Raw genomic sequence first — 21,823 nt, forward strand, 5'->3', positions numbered from 1 at the left:
TCCCCCCTCCCTCCCCCTCTCCGTCCCGTCCCGCGGCCGGCTCCGAGCCGCCGCGGGTGACCCCTGGAGCAAGATCCATGACCGAGCGTGCTCTGCGACGCCTCGCCCTGACCGGGGCCCAGACCGGAGTCTGGTACGGCCAGCGGCTCGACCCCGACTCCCCGGTCTACAACGTCGGGCAGTACGTCGCCGTCGACGGCGCGCTCGACACCGGCCTCTTCGCGACGGCCCTGCGCCGGGTCGTCGGGGAGTGCGAGGCGCTCACCGTCCGCTTCGAGGAGGACGAGAACGGACAGCCCGTCCAGCTCCTCGCCGACGCGCCCCCGACCGGGCCCGTCGTCGAGGTCGTGGACCACCTCGGCGCCCCGGACCCGGAGTCCGCCGCACTCGCCGCGATGCGCGCCGACATGGCCGCGCCCGCCGACCCGGCCGGCGCCCCGCTGTTCGGCTTCGCCCTGCACCGGGTCGCCCCGGACCGCACGCTCTGGTACCAGCGCGTCCACCACATCGCGCTCGACGCCTACGGCTTCTCGCTCCTGTCCCGACGCACCGCCGAGGTCTACACGGCGCTCGCGAACGGCGAGGAGCCCGCCCCCTCGCCGTTCGGCCCGCTGTCCGCCGTCGTCGACGAGGAGGCCTCCTACCGGGACGGCGAGCGGTACGCCGCCGACCGCGCGTACTGGCGGGACCGGCTCGCGGACCGGGGCGACCACGAGCCGCTGGCCGGCGCCTCCTTCCCGGCCGCCCCCGACTTCCTGCGCGCCTCGGCCGCGCTCGACCCCGGGGCCACCGCCGGGGTGTTCGCGCTCGCCCGCGCCGCGAAGGCCACCTGGGCGGACGCCGTGACGGCCGCCTTCGCCGCCTTCCTGCACCGCTCGACCGGCGAGCGGGACGTCCTGCTCTCGCTGCCCGCGATGGCCCGCCTGGGCTCGGCCTCCCTCTCCGTCCCGGCGATGGTGGTCAACGTGCTGCCGCTGCGGGTCGCGGTCCGCCCGGACCTCCCCCTGGCCGAGCTGGTCGCCGAGGTCGCCGCCGGCGTCCGCGACCTGCGCCGCCACCAGCGCTACCGCGCCGAGGACATCCGCCGCGACCTCGGCCTCGTCGGCCGCGACCGGGGCCCGCTGGGCCCGATGGTCAACGTCAAGGCCTTCGACAACGCCCTCGACTTCGCCGGCGCCCCCGGCACCGTGCACAACGTGGCCGCTGGACCGGTCGACGACCTCACCCTGGCCGTCCGCCACGACACGGCCGCCGGCCGGATCGCCTTCGAGCTCGACGCCAACCCGCTCGCCTACGACGCCGAGGGCCTGAACGCCCGCTGCGCCGAGTTCGTCCACTTCCTCACCGAGGCCGTGACCGCCGGCCCCGGCACCCCCGTGGGCCGCCCCGACCTCCTCGACGGCGCGCTCCTGGAGACGCTCGCCGGGCAGGCCGCCGCGACCGCCCGCGCGACGGCGCCCGGCACCGTCGTCGAGGCCTTCGCCGCACAGGTGCGGGAGCGCCCCGAGGCCGTCGCGCTCGTCGCGGGCGCCGAGGAGCTCACGTACGCGAAACTCGACGCCCGCGTCGACCGGCTGGCCCGCCTCCTCGCCGCGCGCGGCGTCGGACCCGAGCGGTTCGTCGGCATCGCCCTGCCGCGCGGCGCCGACCTGATCGTGGCCCTGCTCGCCGTGCTCAGAGCGGGCGGCGCCTATCTGCCGCTCGACCTCGAATACCCGGCCGAGCGGCTGGAGTTCATGGTCGAGGACGCGCGCCCGGTGTGCGTCCTCACCACCCTGGCCGCCGCGCCCGACGCCCCCGACGTGCCCGGCACCGAGACCCTCGTCCTGGACTCCCCCGACGCGCTCGCGGCACTTGCGGACCTGGCCGACGAGCCCGCCCCGGCCCTGCCGCTCCCGGACGGCGGCCACCCGGCGTACGTCATCCACACCTCGGGCTCCACCGGCCGCCCCAAGGGCGTGGTGATCCCGCACTCCGCGCTCGCCAACTTCCTGCGCATGCAGGCCCACGAGCTGGCCATGGAGCCCGGCGACGGGCTCGTCGCCGTCACCACGGTCTCCTTCGACATCGCCGCCCTGGAGATCCACGTCCCGCTGATCAGCGGCGCGGCGGTCGTCCTCGCGGGCCGCGACACCGTCCGCGACCCGGCGGCGCTCGCCGCCCTGGTCGAGGCCCACCGGCCGACCGTGATGCAGGCGACGCCGTCGCTGTGGCACGCCCTCCTGGAGGAGGGCGCCCCGAGCGCCCTGGCCCGCACCAGGGTCCTCGTCGGCGGCGAGGCGCTGCCCGCCGCCCTCGCCGAGCGCCTCGCCCGCACGGCCGCCTCGGTGACCAACGTGTACGGGCCGACCGAGGTGACCGTCTGGGCCACCTCCTCCGCCCTCTCCCCCGAGCACACCGGCACCCCGGACATCGGCCTGCCGTTCTGGAACACCCGCGCCCACGTCCTCGACTCGGCGCTCCGCCCCGTCCCGCACGGCCGCCCCGGCGAGCTGTACCTGTCGGGCGACCAGCTCGCACGCGGCTACCTCGGCCGCCCGGCGCTCACCGCCGAGCGGTTCACGGCCGACCCGTACGGCCCGGCCGGCTCCCGCATGTACCGCACCGGCGACCTGGTGCGCCGCCGCCCCGACGGCGTCATCGACTTCCTGGGCCGCGCCGACGACCAGGTGAAGGTGCGCGGCTTCCGCATCGAACTCGGCGAGATCGAGACCGCCCTGACGGACCGTCCGGAGGTGGACCGGGCCGTGGTCGTGGTCCGCGAGGACATACCCGGCTCCCCGCTCCTGGTCGGCTACGTCACCGGCGCGGGCGGCTCCGCCCCGGACGCGGCCGGGCTGCGCGCGGCCGTCGGCGAGCGCCTTCCCGCGCACATGGTGCCGTCGGCCGTGGTGGTCCTGGACGCCTTCCCGCTCACCGCCAACGGCAAGGTCGACCGGCGTTCGCTGCCCGTGCCCGACCTGGCCGGGTCCGCCGCGACCGCCGGCCGGACCCCGCGCGACGCCCGCGAGGAGATCGTCGCCGGGGCGTACGCCGACGTCCTGGAGCTGGCCTCGGCCGGCCCCGACGACGACTTCTTCGACCTCGGCGGGCACTCGCTGCTCGCCGCCCGCGTCGCCGCCCGGCTGCGCACCGCGCTCGGCGCCGACTGCGGCGTACGGGACGTGTTCGAGGCCCGTACGCCCGCGGCCCTGGCCGAGCGGCTCGCCGCCCGCACCGCGTCGGGCGCCCGTCCGGCGCTCACCGCCGGGGAGCGGCCCGGGACGCTTCCGCTGTCCGACGCGCAGCACCGGCTCTGGTTCCTGCACCAGCTCGAAGGCCCCGGCGCCACGTACAACATCCCGTTCGTGGCCCGGTTCGGCACGCTCCTGGACCCGGCGGCCCTGGACGCGGCCCTCGGGGACGTGGTGGCCCGGCACGAGACGCTGCGCACGGTCTTCGCGGAGCACGACGGCGAGCCGTACCAGCGGATCCTGCCCCCGGCCGGCGCCGGGGTGCGGCTGCGCGTGGAGGAGACCTCCACGGACGGTGTCGACGCGGCCGTGGAGACGGCGCTCGGCCACCTCTTCGACCTGTCGGCCGAGGCCCCGGTGCGGGTCACCCTGGTCCGCGACGCCGAGCGCGGCACCGACGCCCTGGTGGTGCTCCTTCACCACATCGCCAGCGACGAGTGGTCGATGGGCCCGTTCCTGAACGGCCTCGAACACGCCTACGCGGCCCGGCTCCGGGGCGAGGCCCCGGAGTTCGCCCCGCTGCCGGTGCAGTACGCCGACTTCGCGCTCTGGCAGCGCGAGGCCCTGGGCGACCCGGCGGACCCGGAGTCCCCCGCCGCCCGGCAGGCCGCGTACTGGCGCGAGGCGCTGGCCGGACTGCCGGCCGAGGCGACCCCGCCCGCCGACCGACCCCGGCCCGCCGAGCCCGACAACGCGGGCGGCATGGTGCACCACGAGGTGCCCGCCGCCCTCGCCTCCGGCATCCGCCGCCTGGCCCGCGACTCCGGCACCAGCGTCTTCATGGTCGTCCACGCGGCCGTCGCCACCCTGCTCCACCGGCTCGGCGCGGGCGACGACATCCCGCTCGGCAGCCCGGTCGCCGGCCGGTCCGACCCGGCCCTGGACGGTCTCGTCGGCTTCTTCGTGAACACGGTGGTGCTGCGCGCCGACCTGTCCGGCGACCCGACGTTCGCCGCCCTCCTGGAGCGGGTGCGCGGCACCGACCTGGCCGCGCTCGACCACGCCGACCTGCCGTTCGACGCGGTGGTGGAGGCGGTCAACCCGGAGCGCTCCCTCACCCGGCACCCGCTCTTCCAGACCATGGTGTCGCACAGCACCGTCACCCAGGACGTGCGCGCCCTGTTCGGCCTGGACGCGGCCGTGGACCGCACCGACCCGGGCGTCACCAAGTTCGACCTCGACGTCACCTTCTCCGACAGCGCCCACGGCGACGAACTGGACCTGGAGGTCTTCTACTCGTCCGCCCTGTACGACCGGGCCACGGCCGACGCGCTCGCCGCCCGCCTCCTGCGCCTCCTGGAGCAGGCCGTCGCGTCCCCGGAGACCCCGGTCTCCGCGTACGAGCTGCGCTCCGAGGAGGAGCGGGCGCTCCTGGAGCGGTGGAACGACACCGCCGTGGACCACCAGGACGCCCTCGCCGTGGACCACCCGGCCGACACCGCCGTGGACCACTCCGCCGGCCGCCCCGGCGCCACCGTCGTGGAGATCCTGGCCGAGCGCGCCCGGCAGACGCCCGACGCGACCGCCCTGGTCTGCGGCGACCTGCGCCTCACCTTCGCCGAGCTCGACGACCGGGTCACCCGGCTCGCGCTGCTGCTCGCCGGGGAGGGCGTCGGCCCGGACGCCGTCGTGGCGCTCGCCGTGCCCCGCTCGGCCGAGTCCGTCGTCGCCGCCTTCGCCGTCCTCAAGGCCGGCGGCGCCTACCTGCCGCTCGACCTGGACCACCCGGAGGAGCGCCTGGCGTACATGCTGGGCGACGCCGCGCCCGTCTGCGTCGTCACCACCCGGGCCGTGGACGGTCGGGTCCCGGACGCGAACGGCGCGGCCCGGCTCGTCCTGGACGACCCGGCGGTACGGGACCGGCTGGCGGCCGCCGAGGGCCCGGCGCCCCGCGCGCCCCGCCCGGACGACCTGGCGTACGTCGTCTACACCTCCGGCTCCACCGGCCGCCCCAAGGGCGTCGGCCTGCACCACGCCGGTCTGACGAACCTGTACCGGGACCACGAGCGGCAGCTCTACCGGCCCGTCGCGGAGCGGCTCGGGCGGCACGTGCGGGCCCTGCACACCGCCTCGTTCTCCTTCGACTCCTCGTGGGAGCAGCTCCTGTGGCTGATCGCGGGCCACGAGCTGCACGTCCTCGACGAGTACGGGCGCCGCGACGCGGACGCCGTCGTCGCCCACGTGCGGGAGGCGCGGATCGACGCGCTCGACGTCACCCCGTCGTACGGCCGCCACCTGCTCGACGCGGGCCTGCTCACCGGCGACCACCGCCCCCCGCTGTTCCTGCTCGGCGGCGAGGCCGTGCCGCCCGCCCTCTGGACGGAGCTGCGCGCGGTCCCCGACGTGGAGACGGTGAACTACTACGGTCCCACCGAGTTCACGGTGGACGCCCTGGTCGCCCGGGTCACCGACTGCGCGACCCCGGTGGTGGGCCGCCCGCTCGACAACACCCGGGCGCACGTCCTGGACGCCCGGCTGCGGCCGGTGCCGCCCGGCGTCCCCGGCGAGCTGTACCTCGCGGGCGTCCAGAACGCCCGCGGCTACCTGGGCCGTTCCGTGCTCACCGCCGAGCGGTTCGTGGCCGACCCGTACGGCCCGGCCGGCTCCCGCATGTACCGCACGGGCGACCTGGCGCGCCGCCGCGCCGACGGCCTGATCGAGTTCCTGGGCCGCGCCGACGACCAGGTGAAGATCCGCGGCTTCCGCGTCGAACTCGGCGAGATCGAGGCCGAACTGACGGCCTGCGAGGGCGTCGCCTCGGCCGCCGTCCTGGTCCGCGAGGACGTCCCGGGCGTGCCGCGCCTGGTGGCGTACACGACCGGCGGCGCCGACCCGGACGCGGTGCGCCGCGAGGTCGCCGGACGCCTGCCCGAGTACATGGTCCCGGCGGCGGTCGTCGCCCTGGACGTCCTGCCGGTGAACGTCAACGGCAAGCTGGACCGGACCGCCCTGCCCGCGCCCGCCGTGACGGCCGCCGCGCCGTCCCGCGCCCCGCGCGGCGAGACGGAAGAGCGCATCGCGGAGGCGTTCTCGGAGGTCCTGGGTCTCGCGCCGGTCGGCGCCGAGGACGACTTCTTCGCGCTCGGCGGCCACTCCCTGCTCGCGACGCGCCTGGTGGCCCGGGTGCGGGCGGCGGGCCGCGCCTGCTCGGTGCGGGACGTGTTCGAGGCGCGGACGGTCGCGGCCCTCGCGGCCCGGGTCGCGGAGCGGACCGCCTCCGAGCGGCCCGCCCTCGTCCCCGCCGTACGACCGGAGCGGCTGCCGCTCTCGTACGCGCAGCGGCGCCTGTGGTTCCAGTACGACATGGACGGCGCGAGCTCCACGTACACCGTCCCGCTGGCCCTGCGGCTGCGGGAGCGGCCCGACGCCGACGCCCTGCGCGCCGCGTTCGGCGACCTGGTGGCGCGCCACGAGGTGCTGCGGACCGTGTTCGCGGAGGCCGACGGCGAGCCGTACCAGCGCGTCCTGGCGCCCGGCGAGGCCCGGGTGCCGTTCACGGTCCGCGAGGTGGCCCCGGAGGCGCTCGCGGACGCGGTGGAGGCGGCGATCGCGGAGCCCCTGGGCCTGGAGGACGAACTCCCGCTGCGCGTCACGCTGTTCGGCGCGTCCGACGGCGAGCACGTGCTCGTCGTACTGCTGCACCACATCGCGACCGACGAGTGGTCCACCGGACCGCTCCTCACCGACCTGGACACCGCCTACACCGCCCGCCTCGCGGGCCGGGCCCCCGCGTTCGCCGAACTCCCCGTCCAGTACGCCGACTACGCCCTCTGGCAGCGCGAACTCCTCGGCGACGCGGCGGACGCGTCCTCCCTGGCCGCCCGCCAGTCCGCCTTCTGGCAGGGCGCCCTGGCGGGGCTGCCGGAGGAACTGGCGCTGCCCGCCGACCGGCCCCGGCCGGCCGTCCCGACCCACCGGGGCGACACCGTCACGGCCGAACTCCCGGCCGAGCTCGTGGCCCGTCTCGACCGGCTGGCGGCGGACTCCGGCGCGACGATGTTCATGGTCGTGCACGCGGCCGTCGCGGCCCTGCTCCACCGGCTCGGCGCCGGGGACGACATCCCCCTCGGCACCCCGGTCGCGGGACGCGGCGACAGCGCCCTCGACGGGCTCGTGGGCTTCTTCGTCAACACGGCCGTCCTGCGCACCGACCTGTCCGGCGACCCGTCCTTCACCGAACTGCTCGGCCGCGCCCGCACGGCGGGCCTCGCGGTCCTCGACCACGCCGACCTGCCCTTCGACGCCGTCGTGGAGGCCGTCGCGCCGGTCCGCTCGCTCGCCCGCCACCCGCTGTTCCAGACGATGGTGGCGTACGAGGGCGGCGGCCCGGACCTGTCCCGGCTGCTCGGCACGGACGCCGGGGAGTTCCCGGTGCGGGGCGGCGCGGCCAAGTTCGACCTGGAGATCCTGTTCCGGCGCGCAGAGGGTGCCGAAGGTGTCGGCGGTGCCGGCATGACCTGCGGCGTGCGGTACGCGACCGACCTGTTCGAGCGCGCGGGCGCCGAGCGCCTGACGGAGCGGCTCGTCCGCCTCCTGGACGCCGTGGCGGCCGCGCCCGACGCGCCCGTCTCCTCGGCCGCGCTGATGGACGGGGACGAGCGGCGGCGGGTCCTGGAGGAGTGGAACGCGACCGAGCGGGTCGTGGACGGCCCCCGGACACTGGCGGACCTGGTGGCGGCGGGCGCGGCGAAGGCCGAGGGCCCGGCCCTCGTCTTCGAGGACGAGGAGCTGTCCCGCACCGAGTTCGACGCACGCGTCAACCGCCTCGCCCGTCTCCTGATCGGCCGGGGCGTGGGACCGGAGTCGGTCGTCGCCGTCGCCCTGCCGCGCTCGTTCGGCCTCCTCATCGCGATCCACGCCGTGGTGCGGGCCGGTGGCGCCTACCTGCCGCTCGACCTCACCCTGCCCGCCGACCGCCTCACCCACATGACGGACACCGCGCGTCCGGTGTGCGTCCTGACCGACCTTCCGTCGCTCGGCGCGCTGCCGGACGGCGTGGAGGCCGAGCCGGTGGTCCTGGACGCGCCCGAGGTGCGCGCGGAGCTGGACGGCCTGGCCGACACCGCGGTCACGGACGCGGACCGCTCGGCCCCACTGCTCCCGCGCCACCCGGCGTACGTCATCTTCACCTCCGGCTCCACCGGACGCCCCAAGGGCGTCATGGTCGAGCACGAGGCCATCGTCAACCGCCTCCAGTGGATGCAGGGCACGTACGGGCTGACCTCGGCCGACCGGGTCCTGCAGAAGACGCCGACCACGTTCGACGTCTCCGTCTGGGAGCTGTTCTGGCCGCTCGCCCAGGGAGTGCCGCTCGTCGTCGCCCGGCCCGAGGGCCACCGGGACCCGGAGTACCTCGCGGAGCTGATCCGCGAACGGCGCGTCAGCGTGCTGCACTTCGTGCCGTCGATGCTCCAGGCGTTCCTGGACTCGGTGGACGTGGCGGACTGCCCGGGCCTGCGCCTGGTCGTGTGCAGCGGCGAGGCCCTGCCCACCGGCCTGGTGGACCGGTTCCACGCCTCCGCCGGAGGCCACGCGGTCGCCCTGGAGAACCTCTACGGCCCCACCGAGGCCGCCGTCGACGTCACCGCCGCCACCGCCCTCCCGGGCGCCGCGACGGCCTCCGCCTCCATCGGCAGCCCGGTCTGGAACACCCGCGTCCACGTCCTGGACGGGCGCCTCCGGCCCGTCCCGGTCGGCGTGCCCGGCGAGCTCCACCTCGCCGGAATCCAGCTCGCCCGCGGCTACCTCTCCCGCCCCGACCTGACCGCGGAACGATTCGTCGCCGACCCGTACGGCCCCGCCGGCTCCCGCATGTACCGCACGGGCGACCTCGTCGTCCGCCACGCGGACGGCCGGATCCAGTACCTCGGCCGCACCGACGACCAGGTCAAGCTGCGCGGCCTGCGGATCGAGCTCGGCGAGATCGACGCGGTCGTGGCGTCCGCCCCCGGCGTGGCGCACGCGGTGACGCTGGTCCGCGAGGACCGGCCCGGCGTGCAGCGGCTCGTGGGGTACGTCGTCGGCACCGGCGACGGGCCGGTCCCCGTGGACGCGGTGCGCGCCCACGCGGCCTCCCGCCTGCCGGAGTACATGGTCCCGAACGTGTTCCTGGAGATCCCGGCCGTTCCCCTCTCCCCCAACGGCAAGCTCGACCGCCGCGCCCTGCCCGTGCCGCCGGACGCCGTCGCCGGGCCCTCGCGGGCGCCGAGGGACGCGCGCGAGGAGATCCTGCTCGGGATCGTCGCGGCCGTGCTCGGTCTGGAGACGGCCGGTGTCGAGGACGACTTCTTCGACCTCGGCGGCCACTCCCTGCTCGCGGCCCGCGCGGCGAGCCGGATGCGGTCCGCCCTCGGCGTGGAGTGCTCGGTGCGGGACGTGTTCGAGGCGCGGACGGTCGCGGCCCTCGCGGCCCTGCTCGCGGAGCGGACCGCCTCCGAGCGGCCCGCCCTCGCCCCCGCCGTACGGCCGGAGCGGCTGCCGCTCTCGTACGCCCAGCGGCGCCTGTGGCTCTTCGACAGCGTGCGGGGTCCGGGGACCGCGTACAACGTGCCCTTCGCGGTCCGTCTCGACGGGCCCGTGGACGCGGCGGCCGTGCGCGCCGCGGTGGAGGACGTGGTGGCGCGGCACGAGGTGCTGCGGACCGTGTTCGCGGAGGCCGACGGCGAGCCGTACCAGCGCATCCTGGCGCCCGGCGAGGCGCAGGTGCCGTTCGCGGTGCGCCGCGTCCCCGCCGGCGCCCTGGCCGCCGAGGCGGAGGCCGCCTCCCGGTACGTCTTCGACCTGGCCCGGGAGATCCCGGTGCGGGTGACGCTGCTCAGCGCGTCCGACGAGGAGCACGCCCTCGTGGTGCTGCTGCACCACATCGCGACCGACGAGTGGTCCACCGGACCGCTCCTCACCGACCTGGACACCGCCTACGCGGCCCGCGCCGCCGGCCGGGCCCCCGCATTCGCCGAACTCCCCGTCCAGTACGCCGACTACGCCCTCTGGCAGCGCGAACTCCTGGGTGACGCCGAGGAGTCGGAGTCGACGGCGGCGCGCCAGGCCGCGTACTGGCGGGAGGCGCTGGCCGGGGTCCCGGAGGAGCTCGGGCTGTTCACCGACACCCCGCGTCCGGCGACGCCGACGCACGGCGGTGACGTGGTCCCGTTCGGCGTCTCCGCCGCGACCGGCGCCGGGCTCGCCCGGATCGCCCGCGACTCCGGCGCGACGATGTTCATGGTCGTGCACGCGGCCGTCGCGGCCCTGCTCCACCGGCTCGGCGCCGGGGACGACATCTCCCTGGGCGCCCCGGTCTCCGGGCGCGGCGACGAGCGGCTCGACGGGCTCGTGGGCTTCTTCCTGAACACGCTCGTGCTGCGCGCGGACGTGTCGGGCGAGCCGACGTTCGCCGAGCTGGTCGACCGGGTGCGGAACGCCGGGCTCGCGGGCTTCGCGCACGCCGACCTGCCGCTCGAAGCGGTGGCGGAGGCGGTGGGCGCGGCCCGCTCCCAGGCCCGCAACCCGCTCTTCCAGGCGATGGTGACCTACCACTCGGTGTCCACCGAGGTCTCCTCGCTCTTCGGGGCCGCGGCCCGTGAACTGCCGGTGGAGATCGGCGGGTCGAAGGTCGACCTGGAGTTCGCGTTCGGCGGCTCGGAGGACGACGGACGGATCGAGGGCGGTCTGCGGTACGCGACCGACCTCTTCGGCCGGCCGGGCGCCGAGCGGCTCGTGGAGCGGCTCGTCCGCCTCCTGGACGCCGTGGCGGCCGACCCGGGCGCCCCGGTCTCCTCCCTGGACCTGATGGACGGGGACGAGCGGCACGCCCTGGAGGGGTGGAACGCGACGGAGCGGGTCGTGGACGGTCCGCGCACCCTCGCGGACCTGGTGGCGGCGGGCGCGGCAAAGGCCGAGGGCCCGGCGCTCGTCTTCGAGGACGAGGAACTGTCCCGTGCGGAGTTCGACGCGCGGCTCAACCGGCTCGCCCGTCTCCTGATCGGCCGGGGCGTGGGACCGGAGTCGGTCGTCGCCGTGGCCCTGCCGCGCTCGCTCGACCTCCTCATCGCGATCCACGCCGTCGTCCGCGCGGGCGGTGCCTACCTGCCGCTCGACCTCACCCTGCCCGCCGACCGCCTCACCCACATGTGCGAGACGGCCCGGCCGGTCGCCGTCCTCACCGACACGGCCTCGGCGCCGGACCTTCCGGCGGGACTCACGGCGGAGCGGATCGTGCTCGACTCGGCCGCCGTGGCGGCGGAGTGGGCCGGTGCGGACGCGCACGCGGTGACGGACGCGGACCGCTCGGCCCCGCTGCTCCCGCGCCACCCGGCGTACGTCATCTTCACCTCCGGCTCCACCGGACGCCCCAAGGGCGTCATGGTCGAGCACGAGGCCATCGTCAACCGCCTCCAGTGGATGCAGGGCACGTACGGGCTCACGCCCGCCGACCGGGTCCTCCAGAAGACGCCGACCACGTTCGACGTCTCCGTGTGGGAGCTGTTCTGGCCGGTGGCGCAGGGCGTGCCGCTGGTCGTCGCGCGGCCGGACGGGCACAAGGACCCGGAGTACCTGGCCGAGGTGATCCGCGAACGGCGGGTCAGCGTGCTGCACTTCGTGCCGTCGATGCTGGCCGCGTTCGTCGCGGGGGTGGAGGTCGTGGACTGCCCGGGCCTGCGGCTCGTGGTGTGCAGCGGCGAGGCCCTGCCGACGGACCTGGTGGACCGGTTCCACGCCTCCGCCGGGGGCCGCGCGGTCGCCCTGGAGAACCTCTACGGTCCGACCGAGGCCGCCGTGGACGTCACCGCCGCCACCGCCCTCCCGGGCGCCGCGACGGCCTCCGCCTCCATCGGCTCCCCGGTGTGGAACACCCGCGTCCACGTCCTGGACCACCGGCTGCGGCCCGTCCCGGTCGGCGTGCCCGGTGAGCTGTACCTCGCGGGCATCCAGCTCGCCCGTGGTTACCTCTCCCGCCCCGACCTGACCGCCGAGCGGTTCGTGGCCGACCCGTACGGCCCCGCCGGCTCCCGCATGTACCGGACCGGCGACCTGGTCGTCCGTCACGACGACGGGCGGCTCCAGTACCTCGGCCGCACCGACGACCAGGTCAAGCTGCGCGGCCTGCGGATCGAGCTGGGCGAGATCGACGCGGTGCTCTCCGGGGCCCCCGGGGTGGCCCGGGCCGTCTCGGTGGTCCGCGAGGACCGGCCGGGCGTGCGCAGGCTCGTCGCCTACGCCGTCCCGGCGGGCGACGGGCCGCTGGACCCGGACGCGCTGCGGGCGCACGCGGCGACGCGCCTCCCGGAGTACATGGTCCCGGCCGTGATCCTGGAGATCCCGTCCGTGCCGCTCTCCCCGAACGGCAAGCTGGACCGGCGCGCCCTGCCGGTGCCGCCGGAGCCCCGCCCCGCGACGGCACCGACGGCGACCGCCCCGGTGGCCGCCTCCGAGACGCCGGCCGAGCTGCTCGCGCGGCTCATGGCCGAGGTCCTGGGGCTGCCCGCCGTGGGTCCCGACGACAACTTCTTCGAGCTGGGCGGCGACAGCATCGTCTCCATCCGGTACGTCAGCCAGGCCCGCAAGGCCGGGTTCACGGTGACGGCCCGCCAGGTGTTCCAGCACCCGACGCCGGCCGGTCTGGCCGCCGTCGCCGCGCCCGCCGCCCCGGCGGGCAAGGCGCCGGAGCGTCCGGCCGAGCAGGCGACGGGTCCGCTGGTCCTGCCGCCGGTGGCGCACTGGTTCGCGGGGCGCGGCGGCGCGTACCGCCGGTTCTGCCAGGCCCGTCTGGTGCTGCTGCCCGCCGGGGTGCGGCACGCGGACCTGGAGACCGCGCTCCAGGCGGTCCTGGACCGGCACGACGGTCTGCGGCAGGTGCTGACCGTGGCGCGGCCCGGGGTGTGGAGCGCCGAGGTCGCCCCGGTCGGCTCGCTGAAGGCGGCCTCGGTGCTGCGGACGGTGGACGCGGCCGGGCTCGACGCGGAGGCCCTGCGGGAGCTGGTCTCCCGCGAGTCGGACCGGGCGGCGGACGAGCTGGACCCGGAGTCCGGGCGGACCGTGCGGGCCGTGCGCTTCGCCGCCGGTCCCGGCGAGCCGGGCAGGCTGCTGCTCGTCGCCCACCACCTGGTGGTGGACGAGGTGTCGTGGCAGATCCTGCTGCCGGACCTGCGGGCCGCGTGCGAGGCGGCGGCGGAGGGGCGGACGCCCGCCCTCGACGCCGTGCCGACGGCGCTGCGCACCTGGACGGCGGGGCTGCTCGCCGAGGCGCAGAGCGCGCGCCGGACCGCCGAGCTGGACCGGTGGCTCGCCGAGTCCGCGACCGGCGGGCGGCTCCTGACGGACCGTGCCCTCGACCCGGCGCGGGACACGGTGGCGACCGCGCGGCGGCTCACCGTGCGGCTCTCCGCCGAGCGCACCGAGCCGCTTCTGACCGCCGTGCCGCAGGCCTTCCACGGCACGGTCAACGACACGCTCCTGACCGCGCTCGCGCTCGCCGCGGGCGACTGGGCGGCCCGGCACGGGAAGCCGGCGAACGGCCTGACCGTGGAGCTGGAGGGCCACGGGCGGGAGCAGGACCTCGTCCCGGGCGCCGACCTGACCCGTACGGTCGGCTGGCTGACCGGCGTGTACCCGCTGCGGCTCACGGCGGACTCCTACGACGCGCGTGCGGTCGTGGGCGGGACGCAGGACGCCGGGGCGGCCCTGAAGGAGATCAAGGAGCGGATCCGCGGGGTCCCGGACGGCGGGATCGGCGCCGGGCTGCTGCGGTACGCCAACGCCGCCACCGCCGGTCTGTTCGACCCGGAGGACCGCCCGGAGATCCTGTGGAACTACCTGGGTCGGCAGACCGCCGTCCGGCAGTCCGCGTGGGGCCCGGCCGAGGAGGCCGACGCGCTCGCCGTCGGCCCGGAGCCGGACGCCCCGCTCGCGTACCCCCTCCAGGTGGACGCGGAGGTCGAGCAGGGCCCGGACGGGCCGGAGCTGGCCGCCTCCTTCCTGTGGGCGGGCGACGCGCTGTCGCAGGACGCGGTCGCGGCGCTCGCGGACGGCTGGACGGCCGCCCTCGACGCGCTCGCGGCCTGGGCCGCGGGCGGGGTCACCGCCGGGCACACCCCGTCCGACCTCGACCTGCTCGACCTCGACCAGAACCAGATCACCATGCTCGAAGAAATGTGGAGGGCCCAGCAGTGACGCAGGCTCGTATCGAGGACATGCTGCCGCTGTCCCCCCTTCAGCAGGGCATGCTGTTCCACTCCGTCTACGACGACGGGGCGGCCGACGTCTACACCGTGCAGGTGTCGGTGGGGCTCGCGGGCCCCGTCGACGCCGACCGCCTGGAGCGGGCGGCCGCGGCGCTGCTGCGCCGGCACCCGAACCTGCGGGCCGGCTTCTGGCACGAGGGGGTGCCGCAGCCGGTGCAGTTCGTGCCGGCGGAGGTCCCCTTCGCCCTGGAGCGGGTGGACCTGACGGAGGGCGGCACTGCGGGTGCCGCAGGTTCGTCGGTGGAGGACCGGCTCGCCGGGCTGCGCCGGGCCGAGCTGGCCCGCCGCTTCCAGCTGCACCGGCCGCCGCTGCTGCGCCCGGTCCTCGCCCGGGTGGGCGAGGACGACCACCGCCTGGTGATCACGGTCCACCACATCCTGGTCGACGGCTGGTCGATGCCGCTGCTCGTGGGCGATCTGCTCGCCCTGTACGCGGCGGACGGGGACGCCTCGGGGCTGCCGCCGGTGCGCCCGTACCGCGCCTATCTGAAGTGGCTGAAGGAGCAGGACGCGCCGGCCGCCGAGGCCGCCTGGCGCGACGCGCTGGCCGGGGTCGAGGAGGCGACGCTGGTCGCGGAGCCCGACCCGGCGCGCACCCCGGTGCGGCCGGGCGTGCGGTCCCTGGAGCTGTCGGAGGGGGCCACCGCCCGTCTGACGGCGGCGGCCCGCCGTCTGGGCACCACGCCGAGCACCCTGATCCAGTGCGCCTGGGGCCTGCTCGTCGGCGGTCTGACGGGCCGTCGCGACGTGCTGTTCGGTCTGACCGTGTCGGGCCGTCCGGACGAGATACCCGGCGTCGAGTCGATGCTCGGCCTGTTCATCACGACCGTGCCGGTGCGGCTCTCGGTCCGCAACGAGGAGACCGTCGAGGGGCTCCTCCGACGCTTCCGCGACGAGCAGAACGCCCTCCTGGCCCACCACCACCTCGGGCTGCGGCTCATCCGGAAGCAGAGCGACGCGGGAGAGCTGTTCGACACCCTCGTCGTCATCGAGAACTACCCGGTGGACCCGGCGGCGCGCGAGACCGTCGCCGCCGGGGTGCGGGTGAGCGGGGTCGAGGCGGAGGACGCCACCCACTACCCGCTGACCCTCGCGGTCTCCCTGGACGAGCGGGCCCTGCTGCGCCTGGAGTACCGCCCGGACGTCTTCGACGACCGGCGCGCGGGTCTGATCGCGGACCGGCTGGCCCACGTCCTGGACCGGATCGCGGACGAGCCCGGCACCGCGGTCGGGGCGCTGCCCCTGCTGCCGGAGGCCGAGTCGGCGCGGGTGCGCGGGAGCTGGCCGGGGACGGTGCGGGACGTGCCGGCGGGCACGGTCGCGGACGTGTTCGCGGAGCGGGCGGCCCGTACCCCCGACGAGGTCGCGGTGGTGTGCGGCGGGGAGTCGCTCACCTTCGCGGAGGTCGACGCGCGGGCCGCGCGGCTCGCGTCGCTGCTCGCCGGCCGGGGCGTGGGCCCCGAGTCGGTGGTGGCGCTCGCCGTGCCGCGCTCGGCGGAGACGGTGGTGGCGATCCTCGCCGTCCTGCGGGCCGGCGGCGCGTACCTGCCGCTGGACCTGGACTACCCGGCGGAGCGGCTCGGGCTGATGGTCGACGACGCGCGTCCGGTGTGCGTGGTGACCACCGCGCGCGGTCTGGAGCTGCTGCCGGAGGCCGGTGACGGGCCGGAGCGGCTCGTCCTGGACGCGCCGGAGACGGCCGCCGCCCTGGCCGCGGCCCCGGCGGAGTTCGCCTCCCCCGCCGTCGCGGACGGGCACCCGGCGTACGTCATCTACACGTCCGGCTCGACCGGGCGCCCCAAGGGCGTCGTCCTCACCCACGGCGGCCTGTCCAACCTGTACGCCAACCACGTCGCGGACGTCTTCGGCCCGGTGGTCGAAGCGACCGGCGGCCGACGGCTGCGGGCCCTGCACACGGCGTCGTTCAGCTTCGACACCTCCTGGGAGCAGCTGTTCTGGCTGGTCGCCGGGCACGAGCTGCACGTCCTGGACGAGACGGGCCGGCGGGACGCCGAGTTCGTCGTGTCGTACGTGCGGGAGCACCGGATCGAGACGATGGACGTCACCCCGACGTACGCGCTCGGCCTGCTCGACCAGGGCCTCCTGGACCCGGCCGCGCACCGTCCGGCGCTGCTGCTGCTCGGCGGCGAGGCGGTGCCGGAGGCGCTGTGGTCGGCGGTGCGGGCGGCGACCGGTGTGATGTCGGTGAACCTGTACGGCCCGACCGAGTACACGGTGGACGCGCTCGCGGCGGACCTGGCGGCCTCGGCCACCCCGGTGGTGGGCCGGCCGATCGGCAACACGCGCGCGTACCTGCTCGATGCGGCGCTGCGGCCGGTGCCGGCCGGGGCGACGGGCGAGCTGTACCTCGCGGGGCACGGCATCGCGCGCGGCTACCTGGGCCGGTTCGCGCTGACGGCGGAGCGGTTCGTGGCCGACCCGTACGGCGCCCCGGGGTCGCGGATGTACCGCACGGGCGACCTGGCGCGGCTTCGCGCCGACGGGGAGGTCGAGTACCTGGGCCGGGCCGACGACCAGGTGAAGGTCCGGGGCTTCCGGATCGAGCCCGGCGAGGTCGAGTCCGCGCTCGCGGCGGTCGGCGGCGTCGGCGCGGCGGCCGTGGTGGTCCGCGAGGACACGCCGGGGGTGAAGCGGCTCGTCGGCTACGTGACGGGCACGGCCGATCCGGCGGCGGTCCGCGAGGAGCTGGCCGCGAGCCTGCCCGACCACATGGTCCCGGCGGCGGTCGTGGTCCTGGACGCGCTGCCGTTCACGGTCAACGGCAAGCTGGACCGGGCGGCGCTGCCCGCGCCGGTGTTCGGCGGCTCCGAGGGGTCGCGGCCGCCGAGCGGGGAGCGCGAGGAGGCCCTGTGCCGGGTCTTCACCGACGTCCTGGGGCTCGCGTCGGTGGGCGTGGACGACGACTTCTTCGCCCTGGGCGGCGACAGCATCGTCTCCATCCAGCTGGTGACCCGGGCCCGCAAGGAGGGCCTGGTGCTCTCCCCGCGCGACGTGTTCGAGCGGCGGACGGTCGCGGCGCTCGCGCTCGCGGCCCGGACGCCGGAGGAGAAGGCGGCGGCCACGGCGGCGCCGGACGCGACCGCCCCGCTGGTGGAGCTCGACGAGTCCGGCCGGAAGGTCCTGGAGCAGGTCTTCCCGGGCGCCGAGGAGGTGCTGCCGCTGGCGCCGCTCCAGGAGGGCCTGTACTTCCACGCGCAGTACGACGACCGGGCGCTGGACGTCTACCTGATGCAGAACTTCGTGGAGCTGCGGCACGCCGTGGACACGGCCGCGCTGCGCTCGGCGTTCGACGCGATGCTGCGCCGCCACCCGAACCTGCGCTCGGCGTTCTGGCACGAGGGCCTGCCGGGCCCGGTGCAGGTGGTGCCCGCCGCGTGGGAGCTGCCGTGGGAGGTCCGCGACCTGACGGGGCTCGACCGGGCCGCGCAGGACGAGGCGCAGCGGGAGTTCTCGCTTGCGGACGCGGCGACCCGGTTCGACCTGTCGGCGCCGCCGCTGATGCGCGTGACGCTGCTGAAGTTCGCCGAGGACCGCTGGATGCTGTGCGTGACGCAGCACCACATCCTCACCGACGGCTGGTCGGAGTCGCTCTTCTTCGAGGAGCTGTTCGCGCTGTACGGGGCGGGCGGGCGCGAGGAGATCCTGCCGCCGGTCACGCCGTACCGGGAGTACCTGCGCTGGCTGGCGGGCACCGACGGGGACGCGGCGCGGGCCGCCTGGCGCGACCACCTGTCGGGCCTGGACCAGGCGACCCTGGTGGCGCCGGCCGATCCGACGCGGCAGCCGGTGACCGCCGAGGTGGTGGACATCGCGCTCGGCGAGGAGGTCAGCGACCGGCTGCGGTCGTTCGCGCGGGGCTCCGGCGTCACCCTGAACACGGTCCTCTCGGCGGCCTGGGCGCTGTCCCTGTCCGGGATGACCGGCCGGGACGACGTGGTGTTCGGCGCGACGGTCTCGGGCCGTCCGGCGGACGTGCCGGGCGTCGACCAGATGATCGGCATGTTCATGAACACGCTGCCGTTCCGGGTGACGCTGCGCCCCTCGGAGACGCTGCGGGACCTGCTCGTCCGGATGCAGGGCGAGCACGCCGACCTGCTGCCCCACCACTACCTGGGGCTCGGCCCGATCCAGCAGGGCACGGGGATCGGCCAGCTCTTCGACACGCTGTACGTGTTCCGGAACACGCCGCTCGACGACGCGGCGCGCGAGGAGGCGGTGGAGCGGTACCGGATCGGCTGGACGCACAGCGTCGACGGCACCCACTACCCGCTGACCCTCGCCGTCACGCCGGAGCGCTCGCTCGAACTGAGCCTGGCGTACCGGCCCGACCTGTACGACCGGGAGACCGCCGAGCGGCTCGCGGGCCGGCTGCGGCTGCTCGTGGAGCAGTTCGCGGCGGGCGGGGCGACGCCGGTGGGCCGGCTGCGGACCCTGGAGTCCGCCGAGCGGGCCGAGCTCCTCGCCCTGGGCGACGACACCGGCTACGACGTGCCGGACGTGCCGCTGGTGGACCTGTTCGCCCGGCAGGCGGCGCGGACCCCGGAGGCCACGGCGCTCGTCTTCGAGGACGAGCGGCTGACCTACGCGGAGCTCGACGAGCGGGCCAACCGGCTCGCGCGGGCGCTGATCGCGCGCGGAGCCGGTCCCGAGCGGACGGTGGCCCTCGGCCTCCCGCGTTCGGCGGACTTCGTGGTCGCGCTGTTCGCGGTGCTGAAGGCGGGGGCGGCGTACCTGCCGCTGGACCTGGACCACCCGGTGGACCGGCTGGCCGCGATGGTCGAGGACGCGGTGCCGGTCTGCCTGGTCACCGTGGACGCCGTGCGGGGCCGGGTCCCGGTGGTGGACGGCGTGCCGCCGCTCGCCCTGGACGACCCGGCGACGGTCGCGGAGCTGGCCGGGCTGTCCGGCGGTCCGGTCGCGGAGGAGGAGCTGACCGAACCGCGCGACGGCCGCCACCCGGCGTACCTGATCTACACCTCGGGTTCGACCGGCCGCCCCAAGGGCGTGGTCGTGCCGGGCTCGGGTCTGGTCAACATGCTCCTCAACCACCGGGAGCGGATCTTCGACCCGGCAGTGAAGCTGGCGGGCGGGCGCCGGATGCGGGTCGCGCACACGGTGTCGTTCGCGTTCGACATGTCGTGGGAGGAGTTCTTCTGGCTGGTCGACGGGCACGAGGTGCACGTCATCGGCGAGGAGCTGCGGCTCGACCCGGCGGCCCTGACGGCGCACTACGACCGGGTCGGCATCGACGTCGTCAACGTCACCCCGTCGTACGGGCAGCAGCTCGTCGACGCGGGCCTGCTCGACGCGGACCGGCACCGTCCGGCGCTGGTCCTGCTCGGCGGCGAGGCCGTGCCGGACTCCCTCTGGTCGCTCCTGGAGGAGACCGAGGGGACGATGGGCTACAACCTGTACGGGCCCACCGAGTACACGATCAACGCGCTGGGCGCCGACGTGGAGGAGAGCGTCTCGTCCTGCGTGGGCCGGCCGATCTTCAACACCCGCGCCCATGTGCTCGACAGCGCGCTGCGGCCGGTGCCGCGCGGGGTGCCGGGCGAGCTGTACCTGGCGGGCGCGGGTCTGGCCCGGGGCTACTTCGCGCGTCCGGCGCTGACGGCGGAGCGGTTCGTGGCCGACCCGTTCGGCGAGCCGGGCACGCTGATGTACCGCACGGGCGACCTGGTGCGCTGGCGCGAGGACGGGCGGATCGACTACCTGGGCCGGGCCGACCACCAGGTGAAGATCCGCGGCTTCCGGATCGAGCTGGGCGAGATCGAGTCGGCGCTCGCCGCCGCTCCCGGGGTGGCCGCCGCCGCGGTGGTCGTGCACACCGGGGCGAACGGCGTGAAGCGGCTCGTGGCGTACACCGTGCCCGCCTCGGACGCGGTCCGCACCGACCCGGAGGCGGAGACGGCGGCGCTGCGCGCCCTGCTGTCGGCGACGCTTCCCGAGTTCATGGTGCCGTCGGCGTTCGTCGAACTCCCGGCGCTGCCGCTGACGGTGAACGGCAAGGTGGACCGGGCCGCGCTGCCCGCCCCGGTGTTCGCGGACGCGGGCGGCGGCCGGCCGCCGAAGGACGCCCGCGAGGAGCTGCTCTGCGGGATCTTCGCGGACGTGCTCGGTCTGGAGCGGGTCGGCGTGGAGGACAACTTCTTCGAGCTGGGCGGGCACTCGCTGCTCGCGATGCGGCTCGTGGGGCGCATCCGTGACGAGCTGGGCGTGCCGGTGCAGGTGGGCACGGTCATGTCGGCGCCGACGGTCGCGGACGTGGCGGCCCGGATCGGGTCGGACTCGCGCCGGGACGCGCTGCGGGTGCTGCTGCCGCTGCGCGAACGGGGCACGAAGGAGCCGCTGTTCTGCTTCCACCCGGCGTCCGGGTTCGGCTGGCAGTACACGGGGCTGCTGCGCCACCTGGACGCGGACCGGCCGCTGTACGGCGTGCAGTCGCCGGGGCTGGCCGGGGCGCTGCCGGACGCGGCCGACGTGGCGGAGCTCGCCGAGCTGTACCTGACGGCGATCCGGGAGGTGCAGCCGGAGGGTCCGTACCACTTCGCGGGCTACTCCTTCGGCGGGACGGTGGCGCACACGCTGGCGTCGATGCTCCGGGAGCGGGGCGAGGAGGTCGCCTTCCTGGCGCTGCTCGACGCCTATCCGCCGGAGCGGGACGACTGGTCGTACCTGGACGGGCCGGACTGGCGCGAGCGCCTGGAGCGGGAGGAGAACGGCTTCCTGCTCTCGGTGGCGGGCCTGGGCGCGGAGGAGTCCGGGCGCGGCGGGGTGACGCGGGAGGAGGCCGTCGCGGCGATCCGGGACAGCCAGGGCCTGCTGGCCGGGTTCGACGAGGAGCTGCTGCGGGCGATCGTGGACACCAACGTGCACTGCGTACGGCTCCTTTCGCGGAGCACGACCCGTCACTTCGACGGCGACGTGCTCTTCTTCACGGCCTCCCGCACGACCGCGCCGGAGGACGCGCCGGGCACGGTGTGGCCGGCGCACGTGTCGGGGGCGCTCACCGAGCACGTCCTCGACCGGGGCCACGACGAGCTGATGGCCCCCGAGGCCCTGGCGGAGATCGGTCCGCTCCTGGACGGGGCGCTGCGCGCCGCCGCAGGAAAGCGCCCGGTTCCCGTACGGGCGGGGGCCGTTCGGCGGGCTCCGGAGCGCGAACGCCTTTGAACGGCCCCTGGGAACCGATGGGCAACCGATGAAACTTAGGCTAGGCTTACCTAAGTACGAGGAGAGATCGTGACGGATATCAACGGACCGGGCAGACCCGGACCGGGCGGAGACGGGCCGGGCGGCGACGCGCCGAACGGCACCGGCGGCGGTGCC

Annotated in this window: 2 protein-coding genes; both read left to right on the plus strand. The window is 76.0% G+C overall.

Translation table 11 applies throughout. From position 1 onward, the window contains the following. Nucleotides 1-77 precede the first annotated feature (77 nt). Nucleotides 78-14,399: an amino acid adenylation domain-containing protein gene (locus ACWGSR_RS02075; protein ID WP_453563020.1), complete on the plus strand. Its 14,322-nt coding sequence runs from the start codon at nucleotides 78-80 to the stop codon at nucleotides 14,397-14,399. 20 nt (nucleotides 14,400-14,419) lie between these two features. After that, nucleotides 14,420-21,667, plus strand: a complete 7,248-nt coding sequence (locus ACWGSR_RS02080) for an amino acid adenylation domain-containing protein (RefSeq protein WP_453563103.1) — start codon at nucleotides 14,420-14,422, stop codon at nucleotides 21,665-21,667. Nucleotides 21,668-21,823 lie beyond the last annotated feature (156 nt).

This window comes from Streptomyces sp. NPDC055632, assembly GCF_053618675.1.

What these genes read in the sequence shown, in the direction of transcription:
- ACWGSR_RS02075 (WP_453563020.1), top strand. Translation starts at nt 78, where the DNA reads ATGACCGAGCGTGCTCTGCGACGCCTCGCCCTGACCGGGGCCCAGACC.
- ACWGSR_RS02080 (WP_453563103.1), top strand. Translation starts at nt 14,420, where the DNA reads ATGCTGCCGCTGTCCCCCCTTCAGCAGGGCATGCTGTTCCACTCCGTC.